This is a genomic window from Clostridium sp. cel8, from assembly GCF_014050525.1.
Lineage (GTDB): Bacteria > Bacillota > Clostridia > Clostridiales > Clostridiaceae > Clostridium_B.
Genome location: NZ_JACGAG010000002.1, coordinates 181618 through 195276, shown reverse-complemented (window position 1 = coordinate 195276; position 13659 = coordinate 181618). Strand labels below are relative to the sequence as shown.

The following is a 13659-nucleotide window of genomic DNA, read 5'->3' as shown; positions in this document are numbered from 1 at the left end:
GGAGGTGAAATAAAATGAAAAATGAAACTTCCGGAATTGTAATTGAGGTAAATGGTAATATTGCAAAAGTTAGGACTAGCAATCATGCTGATTGTGAAAATTGTGGTGCATGTCCAGGAGCTGCAGCTTCTGTAATTAATGCGAGAAATCCTGTTGGAGCAAAACCAGGGCAACATGTTAAGTTTGTGGTAGAAGAAAGTCATATGCTGAAAGCAGCTTTTGTTGTATATATATTACCCCTTATTGGGATATTTTTAGGGGCTCTTTTAGGTACATGGATAGGTAAGAGTGTTGGAGGTAATTTAATGTTATTTCAAGTAATTGGAGGTGCAATATTATTTATTTTGTCACTTGTCTATATAAAGATTTTTGACAAGTCTGCTGCTAAAGATGATTCTGTAAAACCTGTTATAAAAAGTATTTTATAACTATTAATTTAATATTCTATTATGGAAATAATAAAGTCTATTTCTATAATTCAATATAAATAATTAATATTTTGTTACAGGATTTTTTCTGTAATAAAATTTATTGAAAGAGGTGTTATAAGTGATAAAAAGTTTTAAAGGTGGAGTCCATCCTGATGGAAGTAAAAAATATACAGCAAGCAAATCTATTGAAATGGCACCTATACCAGATAAAGTATTTATACCTGTTAGACAGCATATAGGAGCTCCTGCCTCTCCTATTGTAAAAAAAGGAGATTTAGTTAAAAAAGGTCAATTAATTGCTAAAAGTGCTGGATTTGTATCAAGTAATATACATTCATCCATCTCAGGAGAGGTAGTGGATATTGGAATGTACCCTCATAGTGGATTTGGAATGTGTAAGTCAATAGTTATTAAAAATGATGGAAAAGATGAATGGATGGAAGGAATTCCTCTAATTCGCAATTTTGAAGATCTAAGTGAAGATGAAATTATAAATATAATAAAAGAAAATGGAATTGTTGGAATGGGAGGAGCAACTTTTCCAACTCATGTAAAGTTATCTCCTCCAAAAGGCAAGACAGTTGATGTATTTATTTTAAATGCGGCAGAGTGCGAACCATATCTTACTGCTGACCATAGAGCTATGCTTGAATATCAAGATAAAATAGTTAGCGGCGTAAAAATAGTTATGAAAGTGTTAAAACCTAAAAAAGCTTATATTGGTATTGAAGATAATAAACCAGATGCAATAGAAAGTATGAAAAAAGCGTTTTCAGGAACTGATATTGAAGTAGTAGGACTACCTACAAAATATCCTCAAGGAGCAGAAAAGATGCTTATTAAAGTGATAACAGGAAGGGAAGTACCATCTGGAGGATTGCCAGTAGATGTTGGTGCTGTAGTTCAAAATGTAGGAACTGTTATAGCAATAAGTGATGCTGTTGAAAGAGGAATTCCATTGATTCAGAGGATAACTACTGTAAGTGGTAGAGCAATAAAAGAACCTAAAAATATTTTAGTAAGGATAGGTACGAAATTTGAAGATGTTATTAAGTTTTGCGGTGGATTCTCAGAAAAGCCTGCTAAGATAATAATGGGAGGACCTATGATGGGAGCTGCACAATATAATTTGGATGTACCTGTAATTAAAGGAACTTCTGGTATACTTGCACTAACTAAAAGTGATATAAATTATGAAACCGAATCTGCCTGTATAAGATGTGGACGATGTATAAATGCTTGTCCAATGGGGCTGAATCCTAGTATGTTGAGCATACTTGGAGAAAATGACCTATATAAAGAGGCTAAAGAAGATTACAATCTTCTTGATTGTATTGAATGCGGATCTTGCGTATATACATGTCCTGCTAAAAGGAATATTGTTCAGTATATAAAATATTGCAAAGCTAAAAATGCAGCTGAAGCAAAGGCTGCAAAATGATGGAAGAGAGGTTGTGATAAAATGGCAGAGGTAAAATTAGCCCAGAAAGAAACATTTACTGTTTCAGCATCACCACATATACGATGTGATGAATCTATATCTAAAATAATGTGGAGTGTAAATATAGCACTTGCTCCAGCAGCTATATTTGGAGTTTATCATTTTGGTATGCCTGCATTTAAAATAATTGTAACTAGTATAATTGCAGCTATCTTATCAGAAGTTTTTGTAGAAAAGGTGAGACATAAACCTATAAGTATAAAAGATGGCAGTGCATTTTTAACTGGACTTTTGCTTGCTATGTCTGTATCTCCTAAACTCCCCCCTTATATGATAGCAGTTGGCTCATTTATAGCAATTGTTATAGTAAAGCAATCAATGGGTGGACTTGGACATAATGCATTTAACCCAGCTCATATAGGAAGAGCAGCTCTTATGGCTTCTTGGCCAGCAGCAATGACAACTTGGACTAAGATGACAACTAGTGTAGATGTTGTATCTTCTGCAACTCCACTTGGAATCCTAAAAATGCAGGGCTACTCAAAACTAGTTGAAACTTTTGGAAACACAGGGAATATGTACAAGGCATTGCTCATAGGAAATAGGAATGGATGTATAGGTGAAACTTCAACTATATTGCTTGTTTTAGGTGGAGTATATCTTATATACAAGCATTATATAAACTGGCAAGTTCCAGTTGTTATGATAGGAACTGTTGGAATACTAACATGGATATTTGGACCAAGTGGTGCATTTACAGGAGATCCTATATTTCATATGATGGCAGGTGGGCTTATAATAGGATCGTTTTTTATGGCTACGGATATGGTTACTATACCTATAACTGTTAAAGGGCAAATCATTTTTGCAATTGGTGCTGGTATGCTTACAACACTTATAAGACTCAAAGGCGGATATCCAGAAGGAGTTTGTTATTCAATACTTTTAATGAATGCAGCTACTCCATTAATTGATCGTTTCACCCAACCTAAAAAATTTGCTGAAGATGCAGGGAGGTAATTTTATGGCAAAGGATAAATTTTCTATTTTTAGCGTTGCTAAGAATTTGGCTTGTGCCTGCTTTATATCTGGAATTGTAATTGCAACTACGTATTATTTCACAGCTCCAGTGGCTGCAAAAAAACAGGTTCAATTAAAGAATGATTCTATGAAGGAATTGATAAAAAATGCAGATGATTTTAAACCTGTAAGCGGAAAGACTGATTGGTATTCTGCACAGAAAGGAAGTAAGACAATTGGTTATATAGTTCCATCAGAAAGCAAAGGTTATGGAGGAAAAATAACTTTATTAGTAGCAGTTAGCCAAGATGGAAAAGTCATAGATTTTAGTGTTGTATCCCATAATGAAACGCCAGGTTTAGGAGCTAATGCATCAGAACCATCATTTAAGGACCAATTTGCAGGTAAAAGTTCAAATAATTTAAAAGTTACCAAAGATAAATCTGATAAAGATGACATTCAAGCTATGACAGGTGCCACTATAACTTCAAGAGCTGTTACAAAAGGAGTTAAAGCAGCAGTAGATGAAGTGAATAAATATGTGGGAGGTAAATAAACATGAATAAGAGTGTAAAAAAATATACAGGTATGGAACTTTGGGAGATATTTAAAAGGGGATTAATCATGGAAAATCCTATTTTTGTACTTGCCCTTAGTCTTTGTCCAGCACTAGCAGTAACAGGAGAAGCAATTACATCGCTTACAATGGGATTTTGTGTGATGTTTGTTATAACTGCAAATAATACTGTTGTTTCTATAATAAGAAACTTTGTAAATCCAAAAGTTCGTGTTCCTGTTTATATCACATCTATAGCAACAATTGTTACTATGGTAGAGCTTGTACTTCAAGCAGTTGCACCTCTTTTATACAAGGCGCTAGGAATATATCTTGCATTAGTAGTTGTATTTGCAATTATACTTGCTCGTGCAGAAACATTTGCGTCTAAAAATTCAATAGTACCTTCTTTCCTTGATGGACTAGGTATGGGAACTGGATTTTGTATTGCACTTGTAATAATTGGTAGTATTCGTGAGTTCTTTGGAATGGGTTCCATATTTGGTTTAAAAATTTTAGGTTCTTGGTATAATCCAGCTCTTATTATGATACTACCTCCAGGTGGTTTTATACTTATTGGATACCTAGTTGCTATAGTAAAAGTTTATAATCAACATCAAGAGAAGTTGAAAATGAGAAGAGGTGAAATGTAATGGCTTATCTTACATTGTTTATAAGTTCTGTACTTATAAATAATTTTGTTTTAACAAGATTTTTAGGATTATGTATCTTCTTTGGAGTTTCAAAAAATTTAAATGCATCTATTGGTATGGGGATGGCTGTTACTTCAGTTTTGACACTTAGTTCAATATTTGCATGGCTTATATATCATTTTGTACTTGTTCCTCTTGGATTGACATTTTTAAAGACTGTTGTATTTGTACTTTTAATAGCAAGTTTTGTACAATTGCTTGAAATGATAATAAAGAAAGAAGCGCCAGCACTTTATAATATGTGGGGAATTTATCTACTATTAATTGCAACTAACTGTATCGTTCTTTCAGTACCACTTATAAATGTAGATTCAAATTATGGATTTTTAATGAGTGTAGTTAATGCAGTTGGTGGAGGTATGGGTTTTGCACTTGCTATAATTTTAATGGCAAGTCTTAGAGAAAAATTGAGATTAGCAGATGTGCCTAAGCCTCTTCAAGGACTTGGAATTGCATTTATTTTGGCTGGAATGCTTGCACTTGCTTTCCTAGGATTTTCAGGAATGATATCGATATAATGGTATCTGTATAGAAAGGGGATTTTTAAATGTTAAAGATAGCAATTTTGGCTTTGATTGTAATGACAGCTACAGGCTTGATATTTGGACTTGTACTTGGTTATGCAAACAAGAGATTTGCAATTGAATCAAATCCGCTTATAGATTTGGTAGAAGATGAGCTTCCAAAGGGACAGTGTGGAGGATGTGGTTATGCAGGATGTAGAGCTTATGCAGAAGCAGTTGTTTTAGATAAAGATGTTAAGCCTAATTTGTGTGTTCCAGGAAAAGCACCGGTTGCAGAAGCTGTAGCTAGATTAACTGGAAAACAAGCAGAAGTGGTTGAACCTAAGGTTGCTCATGTTATGTGCAAGGGAACTCCACAAAATGCATCTAGAAAATATGATTATGTAGGAGTTAAGGATTGTACTGCTGCAAGCCTTATTCAAGGTGGACCTAAATCCTGTGAGTATGGTTGTATAGGATTTGGTACTTGTGTAAAAAATTGTCCTTTTGATGCTATGATGATGGGGGAAAATGGATTACCTTGGATAGATACAGAGTTATGTACAGGATGTGGTAAATGTGAAAGTGTATGTCCTAAGAACGTTATTTCTCTTATACCTGTAGGTGCAAAAGTTGAAGTTGAATGTAACTCTAAAGATAAGGGAGCAAAAGTGCGTAAAAATTGTAAAGTTGGATGTCTTGGATGTGGATTGTGTGCTAGAAATTGTGATCACAATGCAATTAAAATTGAAAATAATTTAGCTGTAGTTGATGCTAATATCTGTATAAATGAATGTTCTGAAGAAAAGTGTCTTACTAAATGTCCAACTGGTGCAATTAAATATATACTAAAAGGTTTAAATGAGCAAGAAAAAAGTAAACAAGAAGCAGCTGCCAATAATTAATTTTATTCAAAGGGATAGCTAAAGACGACCACTATATGTTTTATAGAGGCCGTCTTTGGCTATTTTCTTATATCTTTAAATACAGGTATTTTCTTAATATGGCTAGTTAAAAAATTTGTGCATAGACCTATGAAATAACCAGTGATAACAGCGGATATTAAAAGTATAGGAAGATAGATGTATATTCTAAAATTCTGAATTATAATTGAAGCAGCTAAGAGTTGTCCAATATTGTGAAATATAGCTCCACATATACTTATAACCCATATGCTTATTGAGTTTTTAAAATATTTATATAGTAAAATCATTACTATATTGCTCAATATGCCACCAGTAATGCTGAATATAAAAGCTGACATACTGCCACCAAAAATAGATCCTAAAAGGGTTCTTAAAAACATTATTATAAGAGATTCTTTCCAACCAAGAAGAATTAGGGCAGCAAGTGAAATCATATTTGCAAGTCCAAGTTTTATACCAGGAAATATTACTGGGATTTGAGCCTCTAATACATATATTACAAGAGCTATGCTTGTCATGAAACTTAAAAAAATCATTTTTCTTATTTTATTATTATGCATAATAATAGCCTACCATTCATCTAGCGATATTGTCATAATTTTCATTGGTTCCTTCTATTTCTATTTGAAGTTTATGAGGAAGACATACTATTGTTTCTCCAGATTTTGAAATCCAACCGCTTTTTACACATATTTTATTAGGACAATCAGCATCTATTATACATATTCTTCCCTTTTCAACTCTTATTTTATTGTAGTTTGTATTATTGAATTTTATAGTAAATTCTTCTGGTTTATCTATTTTATTTAAATCTATAGTTTTTATGACTTTTGTATTCTGCTTTATTATTGCTATTTTTTCTGTTCCTTTAAAATGATTTATGTATATAAATACTCCTGCTATACTTGATAGTATTAATAAAGCTATAATTGTAACTATAATTTTATCTACTTTTTTCATGTAATTTATCCCCCTATGGTATCATATAAAATTTTACTACAATACAAATTAAGTTACAATGATAAATAACCTAATTAATGGATTTTACTTTTGTGTATTCTATAGAACCTATAGGTTATAATTGTAACATAAATTAAAATTTAATTAAGGAAAGGAAAATGATATATATGATATGGATAATTTCTTCAGCTAAAAGTATGAATCCGAATAAAAGTATTAATACAAATAAATATACAGTTCCTATATTTAAAGATGAAGGAAAAGAATTGATAAATGAGCTAAGAAAATATGATCCATCTCAAATAGCTTCTTTGATGAATATAAGTGATAGATTATCAGAATTGAATGTAGTTAGATATGACAAATGGGATGAAAATCATAAACTGTCAAACTCAAAACAAGCTATTTCATTATACAATGGAGATGTATATAAGAAGATAGATTCAGAAACATTGAACAATGAACAATTGAATTTTATGAATAAGCATTTAAGGATTATATCAGGGTTATATGGGGTTTTAAGGCCACTAGATATTATACAACCATATAGATTAGAGATGAGTATTAAATTGAAAAATTCAAAGGGAAATGATCTTTATGACTTTTGGAAGGATAAGATAACAGCCTATTTTAATGAGGAGATAAAAGAACAGAAAGATAAATTTATAATTAATTTAGCATCTAAGGAGTATGTAAAGGCAATAGATTTAGATAAACTTAAAGCTAGAGTCATAAATATAGTATTTAAAGAATACAGAAACGGAAGGTACAAAGTAGTACCTTTTAATGCAAAGAGAGCAAGGGGAAGCTTTGTTAGATATATGACAGAAAATTTTGTAGAAGATATGGAAAATATAAAAAGTTTTGATGTTGATTATAAATACAATGAAAAAATGTCTACTGATACAGATTGGGTATTTATAAAAGACGAATTTTTTTGTAAAAAATATTAAATTAATAAAAAAATATAGTAAATATTATCATTTGTGCTATAATTATAATAAAAAATTATGATTGATTATAGGGGGCTAACAATTTATGATAGGACTAAAACTCATGCATATGTTAAACAGAAAAATTGAAAATCAATCTGAAAAAGTATTTGAGGGTATATCTAGAGGAAGAAAGAAATCTTTAGAGAATTGGTTTAAAGATAAGTGGAAACAGCTTGAGAATATGGCAAATGTTTTGGAAAGTTTTGAAAAAGAAAGGGAAAAACTTCAAGAAGAATTGAAAATTAGACTAAAAGAGTATGAAGATTTCTGTGAATTTTTTGTTTTAGATGATGAGGGAAAAGTAATAGTTTCAACTTGTGAAAAACATATGGGACTAGATATGAAGCATTTGCCAGGATATAAAAGTGGAAAGGAAAATAAAAAATTAATGTATGGACCTTATGAGGATATGAAAACTTTGGATATTGATCTCTCAAAGAAAAAATTTGCAGATGAAGTTACACTTATGTTTTCTATTCCCTATAGAAATTTCAATGGAGATAGAAGAATATTATTTGGACGTGTGCTTAATGATGATATGAGCAATGTGATCCAAGATGAAGATACCCATGTGTACAAGGACTCTGGGGACAACTATCTTTTTATGGTTAAAACTTATAGGAATATACTTCCTGGAACGGCTATTTCAAGAAGCAGATTCGAAGATAGTACTTTTACTAAAGGAGATAATTTAAAGGACGGAATTAGGACTTCAAAGTGGGGAACTGTAAAAATTAAAAAACATACAGAATTTGAAATAAGATTTATCGATCCAAAGACAGGTGACTTGCACCAAGGAGTGAAAAATACAATAAAAAATGGAAGTAACCTTGACTGCTGGCCTGGTTATCCCGATTATAGACATATTATGGTTGGTGGAAAAGGTGTACTTATAACTCCTCCATATAGTAATGAAACATGGGGTATGATGTGTGAAGGAGATATATCAGAAATTTATAATTTCAAAAGCATAAATTTAAAGTTATCATTTATAATATCAATTATATCAGCTATTATAATTATAATGAATAACCTAATATACTCATTTAAGAGTAATATTGGATTTATAACTTCGGTAATATCGTGGATTTTAATGACTCTTGTTGGTTATATCATATCAAAGAAATTAATTGCAAGTCCTCTAAACAGAACTGTAGATATACTTCATATCTTAGCTGAAGGTGAAGGTGATTTGACAAAGAGGGTAGATAAGTCTTCTTATGATGAAATAGGTGAACTATCAAGATGGTTCAATAAATTTATAAATAATCAAATGGCAATGATAAAAAGAGTGAATATATCATCGAAAACATCAAAGAGTTCAATTAAGATTGTTTCACAGTTAACAAATGAAATAAAGGAAAGCATGAAAAAAGTGGCTAAAACTGTAGATACTTTAGTAGATGTTTCGAAAAATCAAAATGATATGTTTCAAGATACAAAAGAGCATTTTAATAATTTATCTGCATCTATACAAGAGATGAGAGCACTTATAAATCAAGTTACAGATAAGGTTTCAGATACAAGTGATAATGCCATAAAAGCCAATGATTCTTCAAATAGTGTGCTTGCCTCAATAAGTGATCTCCAAAAGACAATGAAGACAACATTGGATAGGATAACAGTACTTAAAGAACATTCCAATTCAATAACCAAGGCAGTTACAACTATAAGTGATATTAGTAAGCAAACTCAACTTTTGGCATTAAATGCTACAATAGAAGCGGCTAGAGCAGGAGAATATGGTAAAGGTTTTGGGGTAGTTGCAGAAGAAATATCAAAATTGTCAATTAAGACAGAAGAAGCTACTAAATCTATTGGAGATTTAGTTTCAAATATTCAGAAAGGTATTGAAGGCACTGTTTATGAAATTAAAGATATAGATTCAAAAGTTAATAATTCAGTTGGTAATGTAAAAGAAAATATAAATTCATTCAAATGCATAATGAGTAATATTAAAGATGTTAATGAAAATATGGACAATATATTTAAGATAACAAATAAGGAAAGTCAGAATGTAGAAAATATGGTTGTCAGCATAAATGAATCAGCAGCTGAAATAGATAAGAGAACGGCAAAAGGACAGAGTAGTAGCGAAGAATCAATAGAGCTGCTTGAAAATATATTGGAGGAAACAGTAAGGTTAAAGGGTATAACTGATAATTTAGAGTATTCTTCTGACGATCTTCAAAACATGGTTTCTGCATTTAAAGTAGTATGATAAATAAAATTGCAAATATATTAATTTATACAACTAGTTGATTATGATTAAAATATCATAAACAGCTAGTTTATTTTTATGTATAATTTCGTGAAATTGTGGAAATTATATAATAGAAATGTGATTTCAATCTTATTAAATAAATGTTTAGGGGTATAGTTATGATATTTAGATTGAGTAAAACACGTAAAATAACTGGAAATATATATGTGGTAAAAACATTAATTTCAAATTTTTTTATATATTCATATAATAATACAACTATATGCTTTAACACTGGCTTTTTTCCTTTAATAGTAAATAGGGAATTAAAGAAGATAGATATTGACCCTGAATCAATTTCAGGTATATTTTTAACATGTCCTAATTTTAGACATGTTGGAGGAATTAAAGTATTTAAAAATGCAACAGTGTATTTTTCTACTGATATAGTTCCTAAGAAATCTAAAAAGCTTTTATCAAGATTAGAAACTAAAGAAAAATTAGTTTGTAAGGAGATTAAAGATGGAGAAACAATTACAATTGGAGGAATAAATATTAAATCCATAGTAATTCCAAATCATTCATCAAAATCTATGTTATACATAGTAAATAACAATGTGTTATTTATATAAAAATTATTAAAGACTTAGTAGATTATTAGGCTAATTTTAAATACTTTTTTAACACAAATATTAGAAAGGCTGAATATATTAATAGTGCTATACTATAAAATAGTAATATATCAAGAAGGGTGATGATTACTATGATAAAAGATATTGAAGAACTAAAGAAGTATTTAGAAGATGAGTCTAATAAAATAAGACAGAATATATTTTTAAAATATAGGTTGGGTATTAAGGATAATATATGGGATGTTGATGATATATTTGATGATATAAAGCAAAGAATCAAGTTAAATTATATTGAAGACTTGATTTATAGAATAGACAAACAAGATTAATAATAAGAGCTGGGGATATCCTGGCTCTTATTTATTACCTATTATAAAATTTTTCAAATGGTTAGAATAAACATACATAATTAATTTAATTGAAGGAAAACCTAACAATATAAATAGAATTAAGGAGTGAAATGGTATGAATAATGGCATAACGCCAAATTTAGAACATAAAGATAGTTATCATGATTCTGTAGAAGAAATGCTTAAGAGAATAAGAAAAGATGGAATGTCAAATGTATTTGACAGATATGTCCAGCAAGAGAAAATAAGGTGTAAATTTTGTCTTCAAGGACTAAGTTGTCAACTTTGTTCAAATGGTCCATGTAGAATAAGCGAAAAAACCGGTCAAGATAAAGGAACCTGTGGAATATCTCCAGATGCTATGGCAATGAGAAATTTTCTTATGAAAAATATAATGGGTGCAGGTACATATAGCCACCATGCCTATGAGGCATTTAGAACATTGAAAGCTACAGCTGAGGGCAAAACTCCATTTAAGATTACAGATACAGATAAGCTCAAATGGATGTGTGAGAAGGTAGGAATAGATACAAATCAAGGCATAAATGATATGGCAGTAGAACTTGCAATACTTCTTGAAGATCAACAAGAGATTGGAGAAGAACACAAAAATATTATGGTTGAAGCATTTGCTCCAAAAAAGAGAAAAGAAGTGTGGAAAAAACTTAATATATATCCTGCAGGTACAGTACATGAGGAACAAAATTCCATAGCCAGTTGTCTTACAAATGTAGATGGAAGTCATGTTTCTCTTGCAATGAAGGCATTAAGACTTGGAATTGCCACTATATACAATTCTCAAATAGGTCTTGAAATGGTTCAGGATATATTATTTGGTACTCCTAAACCTCATGAGGTGAATATGGACCTTGGAATTATGGATCCTGATTATGTGAATATAGTATTCAATGGACACCAACCTTGGGCAGGAGTTGCAACGCTTTTAAAGGCAAGGACAGATGAAGTTCAAAAGAGAGCCAAAGCTGTAGGCGCCAGAGGTCTTAGAATAGTTGGATCCATTGAAACAGGGCAAGAATTATTGCAGCGTTTTGAAATGGACGATGTATTTGTAGGACATATGGGAAATTGGCTTACAATAGAACCACTTCTTGCTACTGGAACTGTAGATGTATTTGCAATGGAAGAAAACTGTTCACCACCTGCAATCGATATGTATGCTGAAAAGTATCAAGTAACTCTTGTAGGTGTAAGTACTATTATAGATATGCCAGGACTAGAGTATAAAATACCTTATGATCCTTCAAAGGTAGATGAGATGGCAGATAAATTGATTGAACTTGGAATTGAGAACTTTAAAAAGAGAAATAAGAGAAATATAATACCTATGGTTCCTCAAAAAATTCAAAAGGCGGTAACAGGTTTTTCAACTGAGGCAGTTTTAGGTGCTCTAGGAAATAAGCTTGACCCACTTGTAGATGTAATAGCTTCAGGAAAGATTAAAGGAATTGTAGCACTTGCAAATTGCTCTACATTGAGAAATGGTCCACAGGATTGGGTTACAATAAATCTTACAAAAGAACTTATAAAGAGAGATATACTTGTTGTAAGTGGAGGCTGTGGAAATCATGCACTTGAAGTTGCTGGATTATGCACACTTGAGGCAGGAGAAAAAATAGCAGGAAGCGGTTTAAAAGAAGTTTGCAGTATGCTTGGAATTCCTCCAGTTTTAAGTTTTGGTACTTGTACTGATACAGGAAGAATATCAATGCTTGTTACTGCACTTGCAGATCATATGAATGTAGATATACCTGATTTACCAATAGCTATTACAGCACCAGAATGGATGGAACAAAAGGCTACTATAGATGGAATATTTGCACTTGCCTATGGATCATATACTCACCTTTCACCTACGCCATTTATGACTGGTGCACCCCAGCTTGTAGATCTCCTTACTAAAAAAGCTGAAGACGTAACTGGAGGTAAAATAGCATTAGGAGATGATCCTGTTCAAGTTGCAAATAATATTGAAGAGCATATAAATAAAAAGAGAAAAAAGCTTGGATTAAAATAATGCAAAAAGTTTATAAGTTGATTCCTGTATCTAAATGGGAATCAGCTTATTTTGTGTACAATGGATTTAGATTTTTAATTTTCCTCATTTACAATATGTTATAATATAAAATGTATTGAGTCTATAATAAATAATTAATTTAACTATATAGAATATTTTATATAAGTTTGATAAAATAAATAAAAGGAATATTTGTTTTTAATTAAAAAATACCATCAACTTTAACATAGTATTTTGGGAGGATTTCTATGAGTGATAATGAAGATAAAATTGTAAGTTTTGATAAATTAAAAAATAAAGCCAGGGAAAAAGATGTAGAAAAAATTGAAGATTATATATATGGGCTCTGTTACGACATGGCTCAAGGACAACTTACTATGGCTGATTTTTCTAAAAATCTTCAAGAATATATGGAAAAAAATAATATATCACAAGAAAAGATGTTTAATATACAAAAGGAACTTATGAAAAGATATGGCATAGATATGGACGATATTGAAAAACAGATGAAAAGTATGGGATTTGACATGCCACTTATGAAACAAAACACTGATTATGAAACTATGAGGAAAACATTGAGTTTTCAAGAAAAATATAAAGATAAAATTAATAGTGTATTAGTTACTAAATACAGTATAAATAATGTGGATATATACATAAACGATGATAAGATTTTACTTAAGAGTTCTGGTAAAATAGATATTAAAGATTTAGATTTAAACGAATTTTTGTGTTCTTATAAAAATGTTATGGAAAATAAAAAGTTAAAAATATATATTTCTGAAAATGTTCGTACTTTTGAATATTAAATGTATCTATTGAAAGATTCATCTTTTAAGATGAAATTTTAAGCTAAAACCGCGTAAGTACATATGTTTACGTGGTATTTTTGTA

15 protein-coding genes are annotated in these 13659 nt (G+C 30.7%); 13 read left to right on the top strand and 2 right to left on the bottom strand.

Annotated elements, in window-relative coordinates; genetic code table 11:
• Positions 1-14 precede the first annotated feature (14 nt).
• The 7 genes from H2684_RS03090 to rnfB all read left to right on the top strand — a co-directional run bounded on the left by H2684_RS03090 (position 15) and on the right by rnfB (position 5569).
• On the top strand, positions 15-428 hold the full coding sequence (locus H2684_RS03090; RefSeq protein WP_182087894.1) for a SoxR reducing system RseC family protein: 414 nt from the start codon (positions 15-17) through the stop codon (positions 426-428).
• A 121-nt stretch (positions 429-549) separates the two neighbouring features.
• Positions 550-1872, top strand: a complete 1323-nt coding sequence (rsxC, locus tag H2684_RS03085) for an electron transport complex subunit RsxC (RefSeq protein ID WP_182087893.1) — start codon at positions 550-552, stop codon at positions 1870-1872.
• A gap of 21 nt (positions 1873-1893) precedes the next feature.
• Positions 1894-2892, top strand: a complete 999-nt coding sequence (locus H2684_RS03080; RefSeq protein ID WP_182087892.1) for an RnfABCDGE type electron transport complex subunit D — start codon at positions 1894-1896, stop codon at positions 2890-2892.
• Between the two features lie 4 nt (positions 2893-2896).
• A complete protein-coding gene (locus tag H2684_RS03075) occupies positions 2897-3448 on the top strand; it encodes an RnfABCDGE type electron transport complex subunit G (protein ID WP_182087891.1) in 552 nt (183 codons plus the stop codon).
• Positions 3449-3480: 32 nt separating this feature from the next.
• Positions 3481-4101, top strand: a complete 621-nt coding sequence (gene rsxE / locus H2684_RS03070) for an electron transport complex subunit RsxE (protein ID WP_182088051.1) — start codon at positions 3481-3483, stop codon at positions 4099-4101.
• The gene (locus H2684_RS03065; protein ID WP_182087890.1) at positions 4101-4679 is read left to right on the top strand and encodes an RnfABCDGE type electron transport complex subunit A; all 579 of its coding nucleotides are present in this window, start codon (positions 4101-4103) and stop codon (positions 4677-4679) included. Before rsxE ends, H2684_RS03065 begins: the two co-directional genes overlap by 1 nt.
• A gap of 29 nt (positions 4680-4708) precedes the next feature.
• A complete protein-coding gene (rnfB, locus tag H2684_RS03060) occupies positions 4709-5569 on the top strand; it encodes an RnfABCDGE type electron transport complex subunit B (protein WP_182087889.1) in 861 nt (286 codons plus the stop codon).
• A 59-nt stretch (positions 5570-5628) separates the two neighbouring features.
• On the opposite strand, the gene H2684_RS03055 is transcribed toward rnfB, so the two are convergent.
• Together H2684_RS03055 and H2684_RS03050 are read right to left on the bottom strand one after the other, a co-directional pair.
• Positions 5629-6150: a Gx transporter family protein gene (locus H2684_RS03055; protein WP_182087888.1), complete on the bottom strand. Its 522-nt coding sequence runs from the start codon at positions 6148-6150 to the stop codon at positions 5629-5631.
• Positions 6151-6166: 16 nt separating this feature from the next.
• Positions 6167-6550, bottom strand: coding sequence for a NusG domain II-containing protein (locus H2684_RS03050; protein WP_182087887.1), 384 nt, complete (start codon positions 6548-6550; stop codon positions 6167-6169).
• 167 nt (positions 6551-6717) lie between these two features.
• On the opposite strand from H2684_RS03050, the gene yaaA reads away from it, so the two are divergent.
• The 6 genes from yaaA to H2684_RS03020 all read left to right on the top strand — a co-directional run bounded on the left by yaaA (position 6718) and on the right by H2684_RS03020 (position 13574).
• Positions 6718-7503, top strand: a complete 786-nt coding sequence (gene yaaA, locus H2684_RS03045; protein ID WP_182087886.1) for a peroxide stress protein YaaA — start codon at positions 6718-6720, stop codon at positions 7501-7503.
• An 85-nt stretch (positions 7504-7588) separates the two neighbouring features.
• A complete protein-coding gene (locus tag H2684_RS03040; protein ID WP_182087885.1) occupies positions 7589-9766 on the top strand; it encodes a methyl-accepting chemotaxis protein in 2178 nt (725 codons plus the stop codon).
• Between the two features lie 161 nt (positions 9767-9927).
• Complete coding sequence (locus H2684_RS03035; protein WP_182087884.1) at positions 9928-10380, top strand: MBL fold metallo-hydrolase; 453 nt, start codon at positions 9928-9930, stop codon at positions 10378-10380.
• 131 nt (positions 10381-10511) lie between these two features.
• Positions 10512-10709 (top strand): hypothetical protein, encoded by a 198-nt coding sequence (locus H2684_RS03030; protein ID WP_182087883.1) that lies wholly within the window; start codon positions 10512-10514, stop codon positions 10707-10709.
• A 136-nt stretch (positions 10710-10845) separates the two neighbouring features.
• Positions 10846-12765 (top strand): anaerobic carbon-monoxide dehydrogenase catalytic subunit, encoded by a 1920-nt coding sequence (gene cooS / locus H2684_RS03025; protein WP_182087882.1) that lies wholly within the window; start codon positions 10846-10848, stop codon positions 12763-12765.
• Between the two features lie 248 nt (positions 12766-13013).
• Positions 13014-13574 (top strand): DUF3867 domain-containing protein, encoded by a 561-nt coding sequence (locus tag H2684_RS03020; protein WP_182087881.1) that lies wholly within the window; start codon positions 13014-13016, stop codon positions 13572-13574.
• Positions 13575-13659 lie beyond the last annotated feature (85 nt).